Genomic DNA, 16,257 nt, shown 5'->3' on the forward strand with positions numbered 1-16,257 from the left:
CATAAATACGTAATTTAACTATAAAAAAAGCTAGAAGAAACTTATATCTCTTCTAGCTTTTTATATAAATGATAAAATCCATATTTTGTCGAGCGTTCTCTAATTTGTTGACGACTTCCACTTAAATTAAGAGGAAAAACTGCAGTTTGTTCACCTTTAATCGCCAATCCAACAAATACTGTTCCTGGCTCTTTCTGTTCTGAAGCATCTGGCCCTGCTACCCCAGTGAAACTAATTCCGATATCCGCTTTTAATAAATCCTTAACATTTTCAGCAAGATAACGAGCACATTCTTTACTAACTGCACCATCAGTATGCAACACTTCTTCAGGCACACGCAATACATGTTGCTTCACATCATTATGATAACAAATGACACCGCCTTTAAATACAGAAGAAACACCAGCATTTTCAGTTACTTGATTTCCAAAAAGACCACCTGTTAAACTTTCTGCACATGCTAAAGTTAACCCTTTTCTCTTCAATAACTCGATTGCCTTATAATGCAAAAATTCTTGGTCATATCCGTAGAAAAATTCTCCTACCCTTTCTAAAATCAAATCTTCCACATGTTGAATTAGTTTCTCCGCTTCGCTAACATTTTGATGCTTAGCGGTTAAACGTAATGTCACTTCTCCATCATTTGCTAGCGGGGCGATTGTTGGGTTTGTTTGTCCATCAATTAAATCTTGAACTTTCACCTCTAATTGGGACTCCCCGATACCGAAGAAACGAAGCACACGGGAATAAATGTTTTCTCCTGTTGTAAAATTACGTAAAAAAGGCTCCACGTAACTTACATACATTGGTTTCATTTCTTTTGGCGGCCCTGGTAATAAAATATAAACTTTTCCGTTCTTATTTACCCCCATACCAGGCGCCATACCGTGGTCATTTGCAAATACTGTTGCTCCATTTAAGACGAGCGCTTGCTTTTTATTATTCTCCGTAAATTCACGGCCTGTACGCTTAAAGTAATTACTTATTAAGGCTAATGCCTTTTCATCATACACAAGCGCTTCATCTAAACTAGCCGCTATCGTTTCTTTCGTTAAATCATCTTTTGTCGGTCCTAATCCACCTGTAAAAATAAGTATATCAGCACGTTCTTCCGCAGCTTCAATCGCCTTTTGCAGTCGCTTATTATTATCACCAACAACAGTATGATAGTACACGTTAATTCCAATTGAAGCTAACTTTTCAGATAAAAACTGGGCATTTGTATTTGCAATTTGTCCAAGTAATAATTCAGTTCCAACCGCAATAATCTCAGCATTCATCCTAATTCCCCCATAAACTTCTATTTTGAGTTTACAAAAGCAGCTCTATTTTTCCAGAAATAATCCCATCCTGAAATAACAGTAAAGATTAATGCAATCCATATGAAGATATCAGCAACTGGAATATGGATTAAATTTAAAGGTACATCGTGTAATAAATATGCTGCAATCGCAATAATTTGTGTCCATGTCTTAATTTTCCCTAGCTGATTTGCCGCAACTACTTCCCCTGTTCCAGCAAGTACAAGACGTAAACCTGTTACAGCAAACTCACGACTGATAATTACAATAACAATCCAAGCCGGTACATATTGCATCTCTACCAATGTAATAAGTGCTGCTGAAACAAGTAATTTATCAGCTAATGGGTCAAGAAACTTTCCTAAATTCGTTACAAGATTATACTTTCTTGCGTAATGTCCATCAATCCAATCTGTAGCTGAAGCAATGATAAAGATAAGTGCCCCTACTAAATGTTGAATTGGCAAATCAACATCACCAATTTTGTATGAACCCCAATCAAAGGGCGCTAACATAATTACCATAAAAATTGGAATTAAGAAGATTCTAGATATTGTAATTTTATTTGGTAAATTCACAGCTATTCCTCCATCATATCAAAAACATTTGTTCATCGAAAAAAAAGTCATCGAAAAAAAAGTCATCGAAGCGATGACTGTTATTGTGCAGGTTGCTCTATCCCTTGGTTTTTAATCACCAATCTTTGGTGATATTCTTTTTGTGGATCTAACGGGAAAGCAAGCACTTGGCCATTCAGTTTAATTTCAACATTCGGTGCACTTCCAATATTAAGTCGTACTTCTTTTAATGTTGATACATCGCGTTTCTCTGTTTGACCGCTTTGTACTGTAGTGTTTAGAATTTCGTTACCCGCATCATCCTTAACATCTACATAACTTGCACCCTTCGCTGAAATTTCCAATTCTAACGTTTTATTATTATGAATTTCCAAAGTAGATACCTTACCAGTTGTTCCAACTACTTTCACTTCTTGCTGTCCAGTTGGTGGTGCTGGCTGCTCCTCTTTCTTTGGTTCTTCTTTCTTTGGTTCTTCTTTCTTTGGTTCTTCTTTCTTTGGCTCTTCTTTCTTTGGCTCTTCCGCTTTCTTCGTATCTAACGGAGAATCTTTCGCTTTTTGAACTTCAATTTTCTCACTTTGAGCACTCGGAACTTTTTCATCATCTTTTCCAGTTAACGCTTGAAACACAAACCAGATTACGACTCCAACCGCGATTACTAACAGCGCAACTAAGATTTTCGGCATGTGATCTGCAACTGGCCATGATGAAGATTTTTGCATTGTTTCTTGTGTTTTTTGTCCCGTTGATACTTGTGGAACTTCACGCCTTTCAGATTGTGGTATCGTACTCTGATGTTCTACAAGCAGTTCCTCTCCATTTAATCCAACAGCATCTGCGTATTGTTTAATGAATGCACGCGCATAAAAAGCTCCTGGCAATACATCATAATTGCCTTCTTCAATTGCCACTAGATGGCGTTTTTGAATTTTTGTAATTTCATGCAGCTGATCAATAGACAAGCCTTTCGCTTCTCTTGCTTCTTTCAGCTTTTGTCCCAATTCCGTCACTACTAACACCTCAATATTTCTTTAAAAGTCAAACATAGAGAAATTATTTTGCGTACCTTGCTCAATTTCATCTACTAAATTATATTGAATTTCTTCATCATAATCGTTACGCAACTCGATAATATAATCAAAATCATCCAATGTGTATTCTGACTGACTCACAAATACATCAGGATGTTCCACAACTTTCGTTGCAGGCAATCTCATAATTTCACGAACGAGCTGCCAATGTCTTTCGTTGGCACGCTTCGTTGACACAATTCCATCTAGGATGAAAATATTGTCATCGCTATACTCATCTTCAATTAATTGACTACGAACAGTTTGCTTAATAAGAGTAGATGATACAAATAACCACCTTTTATTTGCACAAACACTTGCAGCAACAATGGATTCTGTTTTTCCGACACGAGGCATTCCGCGTATCCCAATTAGTTTATGGCCTTCTTTTTTCATAATTTCTGCCATAAAGTCTACAAGTAAGCCTAATTCATCACGCACAAATCGAAATGTTTTCTTATCATCTGCATCTCGTTGTATGTACCTACCATGCCTAACCGCTAGCTTATCTCTTAGCTTGGGCGGACGATATTTCGTTACCGTTATGTTATCCATCGTATTTAAAATTGATTCAAGTCTAGAGATTTGCTCTTGATTATCACACATAAGAAGTAACCCACGTCGTGCATTATCTACACCATTAATTGTGACAATATTAATGCCGAGCATACCGATTAACGAAGAAACGTCACCAAGCAAGCCAGGTCGGTTTTTATGTATTTCATATTCAAAATACCATTCAATCATCCAAGATCACTCCCCTTGCTTACTTTACACCTACGTACTATATTATATGATTTCACCTTAATAGGGAAGCTAAATGTATAATCTATCCTGTGTAATTATTATACAAAAAAAGTAGAGAGGAGAATCTCCTCTCTACTTTTACTTATGTTGTACAAACTTAACCATTAAGTTTGCAATTGTATGTTGCTCCTGTTCATCAGCAACTTTCCAAAGCTCAGCTAATAATTTCTCTTGGTCATTGCGCCCTTCTACTTCATTAGCAAGGTAGTCGCCAACACGAAATGCCATATCTGATACCGCACCGCCGTCTAAACCTTTTCCTTGCGCTTGCTCTAAACGATCTCCTAAAAAGCTCTTCCACTGATCAAAATTATCTAATACTGACATAATTAAGCACCTCACTATTGAGTAATAAAATCATCCTTAATTTGTGCAACTGTTCATTTTTTATGTAAGAAATTTTTAGCAGTGCCAACCGCCATTCACTCCGATGATTTGTCCAGTTATGTATGATGCTCCTGGTGATACGAGGAATGAAACTGTTTTTGCTACTTCTTCTGGTAATCCTATTCTACCTAATGGTATATCTTCAGCAATTCCCATTTTATCTTCTTCAGAAAAAACACTTAACATTTCCGTTTCAATTGCTCCTGGTGCTACTGCATTCACACGTAATCCACTTAAAGAAACTTCTTTCGCTAAAGCTTTCACATATGAATTTTGCGCCCCTTTTACCATTGAATACAGCACTTCACAAGAAGCCCCTATTTGTCCCCATATAGATGAAATAATTACAATATTACCACTTCTCCTCTCGATCATAGGCGGAAGTGCCATTGAAAGTAATTTATATACGTTCTTCACTTGAAGTTCTACCATATAACCCAATTCTTCGTTTGTTACATCTGTTACTAGTCCAAAAATACTCTTCCCAGCTGCGTATACAATAACATCAATAGGGTGTTCAATTTGTCCCCACAATTGCTCTGCTCCATCACTAGAAGCCAAATTCGCTTGAACAGGGATAACTTCTCCCCATGCTTTCTGCAATTCCAATACCTTTCCTTCACTGTTATTGTAATGAACATAAACTGTATATCCATCTTGAATTAATTGTTTCGAAATAGCAGAGCCAATCCCTCCGCTCCCTCCAGTTACTAACGCATACTTTTTCATAAATTCCCTCTCTTATCTCTACAAGTTCAATTTTCACACAACTAAATAATACCCTCATCTTACAATTTTTCAATGATAAGATGAGGGTATCTTTAAAATGTTATTTTTTCGGTAACACCTGACAAACACTCATTTTTTCTTCTGATAACAATAATTTTGCTACTTCTTGTAAGTCTTGAACCGTCAGCCCTTCTAATACAGTCAATGCATCAAATAGACTAGATTCATTAAACGCATATCGTGTAAATTGATTTGCAATATATTCTGGTGAATTCAACGAGCGTAAAAAACCACCAATTTTCTTTTTCTTCACTCGTTCTAATGCCGCCGCATCTAATTGATCATAATCTGTTTTTAATAAAATATCTTTTAAACGATCTGCCAATTCATCAGGTTGTTTCGTATCACCACCAACCATTGCAAAACCGAAGTTATTTTCTTCTGTATAGTCATACGAGAATGAATCATCAATAAGTCCTTCATTATATAAAGCTTCGTAATGAACAGAACTTTTTCCAAATAAATAATCTAAGAGTAACGTAAGCGCAATTTCTTGTTTTAAAAGCGCTTGCCCCTTTTCTTTTAAATTAGTCGCTTTAATACCAACTAAACATTTCGGTGTTTGCACAGGCATTGAAATAATTTTTTTCTTTTCATTTACCTCATTTGGTTCCTCTTCAAATGAACGCACAATTTCTGGCTGGTTTTTATAATCTTTTTCCGCTTGATTTTCACGTACTAAATCCATTGTTTTCTCTGGATCAATTGCACCCACAACAAATAATAACATATTGCTCGGATGATAAAATGTTTCATAACATTCATATAATAAATCTTTCGTAATTTTACTAATAGATTCGATTGTGCCTGCAATATCAATTTTAATTGGGTGTTTTACAAACAAGCTATCAATTAACCCAAAGTACAAACGCCAATCTGGGTTATCTTGATACATTTGAATTTCTTGCCCAATAATCCCCTTCTCTTTTTCAACTGTTTTTTCAGAGAAATAAGGCTCTTGCACGAAGTTTAGCAATGTATTTAAATTTTGTTCTACGTTTGAAGTACATGAAAAAAGGTAAGCTGTTCGTGTGAAGGATGTAAAAGCATTTGCCGATGCTCCTTGTTTACTAAACAATTGGAAAGCATCGTGATCTTCTTTTTCAAATAATTTATGCTCAAGAAAATGTGCAATCCCATCAGGCACACGAATCATTTCTTCTTTCCCCAATGGTACAAATGTATTATCTACTGAACCATATTTCGTCGTAAACGTCGCAAATGTTTTATTAAATCCTTGTTTCGGTAAAACATATACATCTAATCCATTAGGAAGTTTTTCATAATAGAGTGTTTCTTTTAATTGCTCATAAACAATTTTTTCCATTTACTCTCCCTCCGTTCCTTGTAAAAAGTAAATTGTATCTAGTTCAATATTTTTAGCTACTTTTACAATTTCTTCTTTTGTTACACTTTCTATACCTGTAAGCCATTCTTCAACTGGACGTGTACGATCTGAAATAATACCATGATATAGCATTTCTACAAATCCACGCGGTGTATCAATCGCCTCTAATATTTGATTTTGGATGACACTTTTTGTTTGATGTATTTCTTCTTCAGAAAACTCTCCGTTTTGCATCGCAAGCATTTGTTCTTTAATAATCTCAACTGCTTTTTCATAATTTTTCGCTTCGATTCCTGACATAACAAATAATAAACCTTTATGACTTTCAAAGCGCGATGCTGCATAGTACGCTAAACTATTTTTTTCACGCACATTTACGAATAACTTCGAATGAGAAAAACCACCAAACAATCCATTGAACAATTGCAATGCAAAATAATCTTCATCTTTATATGTGACAAATGTACGATAACCGATGTGTAATTTACTTTGTTTTAATTCTTGTTTTTCAACAACTTCTTTTTCTTCATTATTTCGTCTATGAAGGAGTACATTTCTTTCTCTCACTGGACGAGCTGAAATAGAAAAATACTTACTTACAAGATCAACGGCGTTTGCTGAAATATCACCAATAATATATAGATCCATTTCATCTTCCGCTAACACCTTTTGATAATATTGATACAGACTTTCATTTGTAATAGAAGCAACACTCTCTTTTTTTCCATTTGCACTTAAACGATACGGTTCTACTTTGCACATTTCTTCAATTAAACGCTCGTTTGCATAACGCATTTTATCATCATAAGTAGCTTCAATTCTCTGTAACAGTGCTCTTTTTTCACTTTCTACGATAGAAGATAGGAAACCGTTCCCCTCGGTTGCTGGATGTAACACAATATCAGACAACATAGAAAGCGCTTTTTCAAATAACGGTGGTGCATCATGTAAATAAACTTCATTTGCAATGTCTACATAAATGGAGATAATATGGTCTTCCCCTTTTTTACTTACATCTACCGCTAAAGAAGACCCGTATAATTCTTCTAAATATTGACGAAGACGAATTACAGAAGGTAATTTTTCTGTGGCACTTTGCAATACGTATGGCAATAGGGCACGCTCTGTCACCGTCTCCTCATTTAAAGGCGCTTTAAAACGAAATACAAAGGTATTCGTTTTATATTTATCAGTCGGAATAATATGTACGCGCAAACCACCTAACTCATGTAGTTGTTGTTCCATTAGTTTCATTTATAGCCCTCCTTTACGTATATAGGAATATTCCTCTTCAATATACAGTTTTTAGAAATAAAAAATCAACTTTTCTCCCTTATTATGCTTACATATGATTCTTTCTAAAAACTTTAATATGTAAGGAACATAGTAAAATTCCGTATTAAATATATTCTATGTAAAAAAGCCCACACTAATGTGCGAGCTTTTTTATACTTATAAAATACTTATCGTTTTCCTTTTTCATAAGGAGTTCCTAATGCTTTCGGAGCTTCAGAACGACCTACAAAACCAACAAGCGCTAATATTGTGAATACATATGGTAATATCGTTAATAAAACACTTGGAATTTGATCTAATACAGGAATTGTTCCGCCCGTTACACTAAGAGATTGCGCAAAACCAAAGAATAGAGCTGCACCTAGTGCGCCTAGTGGATTCCACTTTCCAAAAATCATAGCAGCTAAAGCTAAGAAACCTTGTCCTGTAATAGTTGCCCCTGAGAAGTTATTAGAAATTGACATTGCAAAAATCGCTCCACCAATTCCAGCAAACACTCCTGAAATACAGACTCCAATATAGCGCATTTTATATACGTTAATCCCCATCGTATCCGCTGCCATTGGGTGTTCACCAACAGCACGTAGACGAAGACCGAACGGTGTTTTATAAATAACATACCAAACAACGAATGCTAAAATAATGGCAATATACGACGTTATTGGTACATTCGAGAAAAATATTTTCCCTAAAACCGGAATATCCGAAAGGCCTGGAATATCAATCTTTTCAATACGATACTGAATAAAGTCAGTCTGCCCTTTATCAAAAATCTTCTTAATTGCAAATACCGTTAAACCAAGAGATAAGAAGTTAATTGCTACACCACTTACAACTTGATCTGCTCGGAATGTAATAGAAGCTACCGCATGAAGTAATGCAAATAATCCACTACCAATTGCCGCAAATAATAACGCAATCCACGGGGTCATCGTTCCCCAAGTATCACCCATTAATAAGTTTGTAACAACTCCAATAAATGCACCAAATAGCATTAGTCCTTCTAATCCGATATTTACAACACCCGATCGTTCACTAAATACTCCACCTAGTGCTGTGAAAATGATAGGTGCCGATGTATATAACGTACCTGTCACAAGAATGGCTAATATATCTAAAAAGCTCATTTATTTCCCCTCCTTGCTCATGCGTGTAAGCGCCCATCTTAACACATAACTACATGCAACAAAGAAGATGATACATGCAATAATTACATTAATAAGCTCTGATGGTACATCTGCCTCAAAGTTCATTTGAGGGGAAGCACTTTTCAAACCACCAAATAATAAAGCTGAAAGGATTATACCAAACGGATTATTCCCTCCAAGTAATGCTACGGCAATCCCATCAAATCCTACTCCTGTAAACGAAGACATCGCGGTCATACTCTGGAATGTTCCTAATCCTTCCATCGCTCCACCAATCCCCGCAAATGCACCAGCAATTGTCATGGAGAATACTACATTACGAGAAACTTTCATACCTGCATATTGAGAAGCATGCTGATTAAATCCTACCGACTTTAATTCGTAGCCTAAAGTTGTTCGATCTAATAAGAACCACATTAAAATAGCGATTAATATTGCTACAATAATTCCCCAGTGAAGACGCGAACCATCAGTAATGCTAGCAAGCCAGTCTGAAGATAGTGATGCACTCTCTTTAATGTCATACGTTTTATCATTACCTTCATGTAAAAAGCGCTTAATGATGTCATATGTTACATATAATGCGATATAGTTCATCATAATTGTTACAATAACCTCATTAACTTGAAACTTTCCTTTTAAATATCCAGGAATGAAGCCCCAAATTCCTCCTACCAATGCTGCGAATAAAATAGATAATGGAATATGAAGGAAAGCTGGTAGTGAAACTGCATAACCGAACCAAACCGCTGCAAGCCAACCAACTAGCAATTGACCCTCTACCCCGATATTAAATAAACCTGTACGAAATGCAAACGCCACTGATAAACCAGCAAGAATAAGCGGTATCATTGTACGAAGCGTTTCACCAATCGCACTTGCGCTACCGAACATCCCTGTCCAAAGTGCACTATAACCTACAATTGGATCATAACCACTAACTAACATTACAATCGCTCCGACAAGTAAGCCAAAAATAACGGATAGTACTGGGACTAAAATATTTATCGTTCGTTCTGTTAAAAGTTTTTTAGCCATTTGTACCCACCTGCTCCTTCTTTGTTCCCCCAGCCATTAACAATCCAAGCTGTTGTTCATTCGTTTCTTTCGCATCAACTATTGCTACAATTTTCCCTTCATAAATAACAGCAATTCGATCGCTAACATTTAAGATTTCATCTAACTCTAGTGATAAAAGTAATACACCTTTCCCTTTATCCCTTTGCTCTATTAATCTCTTATGAATAAATTCAATTGCTCCTACATCTAAACCACGTGTTGGCTGTGCTGCGATTAATAAATCTGGATCACGGTCTACTTCACGTGCAATAATTGCTTTTTGTTGATTTCCCCCAGATAGAGCGCGTGCTAAAGTTTGCTCACTAGGTGTACGTACATCAAACTGTTCAATAAGAGCCTTTGCTTTTTCTGTAATTTTGCTGAAATTTAAAATCCCTTTCTTTGAAAACGGATTCTTATAGTACGTTTGCAGAACTATATTATCTCTAACAGAAAAATCAAGGACGAGTCCGTGTTTATGACGATCTTCTGGAATATGACCAATTCCTTCTTCTGTTATTCTTCTAACAGGCCAATTTGTTATTTCTTTCCCTTTAATTGCAATAGAACCTGACTCAACTTTTCGTAAACCAGTAATTGCTTCTATTAATTCACTTTGTCCATTTCCATCAATCCCTGCAATCCCAACAATTTCCCCCGCACGAACAGTTAAGTCAAGGCCTTTTACAGCAGGTAGTTGACGTGCATCGTGAACAACAAGATTTGCAATTGAAAGTACCTCTTCTTTTGGTTTCGCGTCTATTTTTTCTGTTTTAAAATTCACTTGACGTCCGACCATTAATTCTGCAAGTTTATTTTCATCCGTATTTGCAACGTCAACCGTTCCAATTCCTTTTCCTTTACGAATAATCGTACAACGATCGCAAACTTCCATAATTTCTTTCAACTTATGTGTAATAAGAACAATAGATTTTCCTTCTTGCACAAGCTTTTTCATAATTTGAATTAGCTCATGAATTTCTTGTGGTGTTAACACAGCTGTCGGTTCATCAAATATTAAAATTTCTGCACCGCGGTAAAGAGTTTTCAAAATCTCAACACGCTGTTGCATACCCACTGAAATATCCTGTATTTTCGCATATGGATCTACAGCTAAACCGTATTGTTCAGACAGTTTTTGAATTTCTTTAGCAGCTTCCTCAACAGCAATTTTCCCTTTTTTCCTCGGTTCATTTCCGAGAATAATATTCTCTGTAACTGTAAAATTATGAACAAGCATAAAGTGCTGATGAACCATTCCAATACCAAGGTCATTTGCCACATTCGGATTGGTAATATTTACAGACTTTCCTTTAATTTTAATTTCACCTTGTTCTGGTTGGTACAAACCAAATAGTACATTCATCAATGTGGATTTCCCTGCACCATTTTCTCCAAGTAAAGCATGTATCTCACCCTGCTTTACTTGCAGCGTAATATCATCATTCGCTACAATGCCTGGGAATACTTTCGTAATGTTATTCATCTCAATTACGTATTCCATTGTGTTCCTCCTTTTAACAGGGAACATTCCCTATTACACTATTAACTTATTAAGCAATTCGGAAGTTTTATACATACAAAGGTTAGTTCTATGAACTAACCTTTGCTATTTCTCTATTTATTTTTTTAGAGAAGCTTCATATTCTTTATACTCTTTATCTGTAGCCGGTACTTTAATTTCACCGTCTGTAATTTTCTTTTCAAATTCTTCTACTTTTGTTAAAATTTCAGGGTTAACTTTTTTCACGTTATCAGTTGTTTTTGAAATACCAATACCGTCATCTTTTAAACCAAACGCTTCTACTTTACCGCCTTTTAACTTACCGTCTTTCGCTTCTTGCGCTACTTTTTCAACAGCGATATCTACACGTTTTACCATTGAAGTTAATGTTACGTTTTCAGGCATACCTTCTTGGTTTTGATCACGGTCAACACCGATTACCCAAACATTTTCACCTTTTTTCTTACGGTTTTTCGCTTCAGTGAATACACCGTTACCTGTACCACCAGCAGCATGATAAATTACGTCTACGCCTTGACCATACATTGCTGATGCAAGAACTGTACCTTTTTCAGGTTTATCGAATGCTTCTGCATATTCAGATACGATTTCAATGTTTGGATTTACTGCTTTTGCACCCGCTTTAAATCCATTTTCGAATTTACTAATTAAATCACTCTTCATCCCACCAACAAATCCTACTTTATTCGATTTTGTTGACATAGCTGCTACCGCACCTACAAGGAATGAACCTTCATGATCTTTAAATGTAATGCTCGTTACGTTTGGTGCATCTACTACAGTATCAACGATTGCAAATTGTTGTTTTGGAGATTCTTTTGCTACTTCTTTAATTGCACCTTCTAATTTATAACCAATTCCGAAAGATAAATCATACTTATCTTTTGAAAATTTCTTTAAGTTTGGAATATAATCCGCTTCTTTTTCAGACTGTAGGTAACGATAATTTGTCTTTTCCTTTAATCCGTTATCTTTACCAAACTTTTTTAGTCCTTCCCAAGACGATTGGTTGAACGATTTGTCATCAACGCCCCCAACATCCGTTACCATACCGACCTTGAAGTCTTTCGTGTCTTTCTTATCACTGCTTGCCTTATCCGAGTTACCACATGCACCTAAAACTGTACTTGCTGCTAATGTTAATGATAATAAAAGACCTGCTTTTTTCTTCATACTAGAAACCCCTCCAAAAATGATATATATTTTTTTATTCTTTCGCTGCTGTCCCTTACTTCTTGCTGTCACCTCCCTAAAAAGGAACTTACCTACATACGCTTTCTTAATACGTGGAAGCTAAACTTATCAGCTCTAAAGTAATTGATAGAATATAAGATTGGCTCATCATTTTGATCATAGTGCATTTGTTTTAATACAAGCAGTGCTGTTTCAGGCTCACATTCTAAAATCGGTGAGATTTTAGGGTGATAGCCAATTGGCTCAATGTGAGCAACCGCATATGTTATGCGCTTATGCGTGTTATTATGTATCACCGTTAATAATGACTCCTCATTGTAACCCGATAAATCTGGCAATATTTCTTTTGCAAGTTTATCGATACAATAAACAACAGGTTCCCCATCTGCTGTACGCACGCGTTCAATCATCACTGCATTGAAACCATCTTCACTATTAAACTTCTCTTTTTCCTCTTCTGTTAAAGTTGTAGTAGATGATGATAAAAAGATCGTTCCTGGTGTTTTCCCCACACTAGAAATCATATCTGTAATACTAGAAAGTTGTTCTATTCCAGAAGAAAATAATGGCTTTGCATTTACAAATGTCCCTACACCATGTCTACGAATGACAACATTTTCTTCTTCTAAAATACGTAACGCTTCCCTTAAAGTCGCTCTACTTACGCCAAGTTCTTTCGCTAAATCAAACTCTGATGGTAACTTTTGTCGTTCTTTATAAGCCCCATCTTTAATTTTTTCTTTGATGTGATCAATCACCCGTAAATATAGGTGACGACTATCGGATTTTACTGACATAAGACTCCCCCGCATTTCAATTATTCGACCTCTGATGTAAGACTTCTTTTCTCTTTTTTCAACTTACAACATAGTACAAATGACTAACCACTAAAAATAAGCGCAATTGTCGAATAAATAATAATAATTTTTTAAAATGAAATTTTCACTCTTTACTGTATAAAAAAAACTTTGCACCATAAACATTCCTCATTTCGAGAAAAAGTTCGGCACAAAGATCCTTTACATCCTTTGTTACACACTTTTCCCCTCATAGTCTAGCAATTCATGGTTGCCAGGTAGAAACTTATGGACCTTATCTCCAAGATTATATGAGGCAGTGATTCTTTTCGAAGTAATCTTACCACTTGCTCTCATACGTGTCAACAAAATCCAACATTTTTCTGCATTAAATATCGAACATTTACATAAAACATACTCAAAGTATTCGTATTCTAAAGATACCCTCTAAATGTAAGCCCTTTCTTTATTGCTGAGTATAGTATATAACAAAAACACTATATAAAAAAGCCTAATTGTAAAAACAATTAGGCTTTTTTAAGAACTTTTTTCTTGTACATCATTAATGAGTACTTCTCTCGGTTTACTACCTTCATATGGACCTACTACACCATTCATTTCCATTGCATCAATTAGACGAGCAGCTCGCGTATAACCTACTCTAAACCTACGTTGTAGCATAGAAACAGATGCTGTTTGCATTTCCACTACAAGTTGAACCGCTTCATCATATAATTCATCTTCTACTTCCTGCTTCGTATCAGGAACATCTTGCGGAATCATATCTTCTTGATATTGTGCTTTTTGCTGTCCAATAACATATTCTACAACTCTCTCAACTTCATCATCTGATAAAAATGCACCTTGTACACGTACAGGTTTCGATGCACCAATTGGTATAAACAGCATGTCGCCACGACCTAGTAGCTTCTCTGCACCACCACCGTCAAGAATTGTACGAGAATCTGTTTGAGAAGATACAGCGAATGCAATACGTGATGGAATATTCGCTTTAATAACACCCGTAATAACGTCAACTGACGGACGTTGCGTTGCAATAATTAAATGAATACCAGCAGCACGAGCCATTTGCGCTAGACGCATAATCGCATCCTCTACATCAGACGAAGCAACCATCATTAAATCTGCTAACTCGTCCACAATTACTACAATATACGGTAATTCGGGTTGTTTCGCTTCTGATTGACTATTATGCTCTTTTATATAATCGTTGTATCCTTCAATGTTACGTGTACCACTATGAGCAAACAATTCATAACGACGTTCCATCTCACTCACAACTTTTTTCAATGCTTGCGATGCTTTTTTCGGATCAGTTACAACTGGTGTTAACAAATGAGGCACACCGTTATATACATTTAACTCTACCATTTTCGGGTCAATCATCATTAATTTTACTTCATGTGGTTTTGCACGCATTAAAATACTAACAATAATACCGTTAATACATACACTTTTCCCGCTCCCTGTCGCACCAGCTACGAGTAAATGGGGCATTTTATTTAAACGGGCTAATACAGCTTCACCTGTAATATCTCGGCCAAGACCAATTAACAACTTCTCTTCCGGATGATTGTTAGCCTTAGAATCAAGAACTTCCCTCAGCGTTACCATCGAAACTTCTGAGTTCGGAACTTCGATCCCTACAGCTGATTTCCCGGGAATTGGCGCCTCAATACGAATGTCCTTTGCAGCTAATGCAAGGGCTAAATCATCACTTAAACTGACAATTTTGCTTACCTTTACCCCCATATCAGGATACACTTCATATTTTGTAACTGCAGGACCTCTATGCACTTTTGTTACTTTCGCTTTCACTCCGAAACTTTGGAATGTACGTTCTAATTTACGAGCATTCTCATAAATTTCCGCATTTTCATTTGTAACTTGCTTATTCTTTGGAAATTTTAATATATCAAGTGAAGGAAGCTTGTAATCTTTATTTTCTACATTTGAAAATTGCATAGGAGGTGCTTGCGCTTCACTCTCTAACGATTCAACGATTTTTTCTCCACGCTTTTTCTTTGATTCTTCAATTGGTGGAGTCTCTTCAATAAACGGTGAAGTGATCAAATCTTCTTGCTCTACTTCAATTCGTTTATCCTCTTCTTCATTTGCAGGATAATTCTCAGTGAAATTTGAAATAATTGGCGGATCAATTTGGATTTCTTCCATCGGCTCAATCACTTCTTCTTGTTCTGCAGCACGTTTGCTTCTTGTACTTCTTGTTGTTTTTTTCTTTTCTGTTTGTTCAGCCGTTCTTTTGGATCTCCAATCTTTATAATCCACTTGCATCACTTGAAATTGACTTCTAAGAATTCTACCAACTGGAGCTAACACTTCTCCAATATGTTTATTTGTTATACAGAGTACCCCGAGAATAACTAAAATAATCCCAATGATATAGGCTCCTACTTCGTCGAATAGGAAGTAACATGTCGCGAACATAAGCGCACCAAACATACCACCGCCTAAATGAACGCTATCTGGCCCTTTTTTCATTTCAAGAAAGAAGTTATCTTTCGTACTCACAATAACAGAAGTATTTTGCACTGCTCCATCTTTTGTAAGAAGGTTAAATAATGTAATATGACTAAACATTAATATTGCCAATACAATTAAATAAAATCCAATTAACCGTTTATTTAAAAGGTTCGGCCATCCGCGTTTTATAACAAAGGAAACCGATAAAGCTATTACACCTAACACACCAATTATGTACCACTCACCAAAGAAGAAGCGAAAAAATAACACAAACGATTTCCCTACAACGCCTAGCTGTAAAATCGTAATGATTGAAAGTGCAAAAAGAGTTAAACCGACGATTTCATAATACAAAGTTGGCTTTATCGTACGTCTTGCCTTTGCCTTCGTCCCTCTTTGCTTTTGTTTTGCCATTTCTTCACCTCGTGTTCTACATATAAGTAAAGCTCCCCT

General features: G+C 36.0%; 14 protein-coding genes and 1 riboswitch. All 14 genes read right to left on the bottom strand.

Annotation, left to right across the window (positions count from 1 at the left end):
* Positions 1–41: 41 nt before the first annotated feature.
* The gene (locus NZ044_RS18580) at positions 42–1,280 is read right to left on the bottom strand and encodes a competence/damage-inducible protein A (protein ID WP_000990684.1); all 1,239 of its coding nucleotides are present in this window, start codon (positions 1,278–1,280) and stop codon (positions 42–44) included.
* Between the two features lie 20 nt (positions 1,281–1,300).
* Positions 1,301–1,879 (bottom strand): CDP-diacylglycerol--glycerol-3-phosphate 3-phosphatidyltransferase, encoded by a 579-nt coding sequence (gene pgsA, locus NZ044_RS18585; RefSeq protein ID WP_001052967.1) that lies wholly within the window; start codon positions 1,877–1,879, stop codon positions 1,301–1,303.
* 80 nt (positions 1,880–1,959) lie between these two features.
* Positions 1,960–2,889 (bottom strand): helix-turn-helix domain-containing protein, encoded by a 930-nt coding sequence (locus tag NZ044_RS18590; protein WP_063675622.1) that lies wholly within the window; start codon positions 2,887–2,889, stop codon positions 1,960–1,962.
* 21 nt (positions 2,890–2,910) lie between these two features.
* Positions 2,911–3,696, bottom strand: coding sequence for a DUF3388 domain-containing protein (locus NZ044_RS18595; protein WP_000574107.1), 786 nt, complete (start codon positions 3,694–3,696; stop codon positions 2,911–2,913).
* Between the two features lie 138 nt (positions 3,697–3,834).
* Entirely contained in the window at positions 3,835–4,083 is a 249-nt protein-coding gene (locus tag NZ044_RS18600) for a DUF3243 domain-containing protein (protein WP_000114444.1), read from the bottom strand.
* Between the two features lie 75 nt (positions 4,084–4,158).
* Complete coding sequence (ymfI, locus tag NZ044_RS18605) at positions 4,159–4,872, bottom strand: elongation factor P 5-aminopentanone reductase (RefSeq protein ID WP_086402364.1); 714 nt, start codon at positions 4,870–4,872, stop codon at positions 4,159–4,161.
* 100 nt (positions 4,873–4,972) lie between these two features.
* Complete coding sequence (gene yfmH / locus NZ044_RS18610; RefSeq protein WP_000411972.1) at positions 4,973–6,259, bottom strand: EF-P 5-aminopentanol modification-associated protein YfmH; 1,287 nt, start codon at positions 6,257–6,259, stop codon at positions 4,973–4,975.
* The gene (gene yfmF / locus NZ044_RS18615; RefSeq protein WP_098505701.1) at positions 6,260–7,534 is read right to left on the bottom strand and encodes an EF-P 5-aminopentanol modification-associated protein YfmF; all 1,275 of its coding nucleotides are present in this window, start codon (positions 7,532–7,534) and stop codon (positions 6,260–6,262) included. It abuts the gene before it with no gap.
* A 209-nt stretch (positions 7,535–7,743) separates the two neighbouring features.
* A complete protein-coding gene (locus NZ044_RS18620; protein ID WP_000008857.1) occupies positions 7,744–8,703 on the bottom strand; it encodes an ABC transporter permease in 960 nt (319 codons plus the stop codon).
* Positions 8,704–9,762, bottom strand: coding sequence for an ABC transporter permease (locus NZ044_RS18625; protein ID WP_001085255.1), 1,059 nt, complete (start codon positions 9,760–9,762; stop codon positions 8,704–8,706). It abuts the gene before it with no gap.
* Positions 9,755–11,287 carry an ABC transporter ATP-binding protein gene (locus tag NZ044_RS18630; RefSeq protein ID WP_000456928.1) on the bottom strand — a complete coding sequence of 511 codons (1,533 nt, stop codon included), beginning with the start codon at positions 11,285–11,287 and terminating at the stop codon, positions 9,755–9,757. The genes NZ044_RS18625 and NZ044_RS18630 overlap by 8 nt, the downstream gene beginning before the upstream one ends.
* Positions 11,288–11,404: 117 nt before the next feature.
* Complete coding sequence (locus NZ044_RS18635; RefSeq protein ID WP_000725767.1) at positions 11,405–12,481, bottom strand: BMP family lipoprotein; 1,077 nt, start codon at positions 12,479–12,481, stop codon at positions 11,405–11,407.
* Between the two features lie 92 nt (positions 12,482–12,573).
* A complete protein-coding gene (locus NZ044_RS18640; RefSeq protein ID WP_000114182.1) occupies positions 12,574–13,299 on the bottom strand; it encodes a GntR family transcriptional regulator in 726 nt (241 codons plus the stop codon).
* A gap of 233 nt (positions 13,300–13,532) precedes the next feature.
* Positions 13,533–13,634: riboswitch (purine riboswitch) on the bottom strand.
* A gap of 202 nt (positions 13,635–13,836) precedes the next feature.
* On the bottom strand, positions 13,837–16,218 hold the full coding sequence (locus tag NZ044_RS18645; protein ID WP_001118795.1) for a DNA translocase FtsK: 2,382 nt from the start codon (positions 16,216–16,218) through the stop codon (positions 13,837–13,839).
* Positions 16,219–16,257 lie beyond the last annotated feature (39 nt).

The sequence above is a fragment of the Bacillus sp. FSL K6-1338 genome, from assembly GCF_038006965.1.
GTDB classification, from domain to species: Bacteria; Bacillota; Bacilli; order Bacillales; family Bacillaceae_G; genus Bacillus_A; species Bacillus_A thuringiensis_S.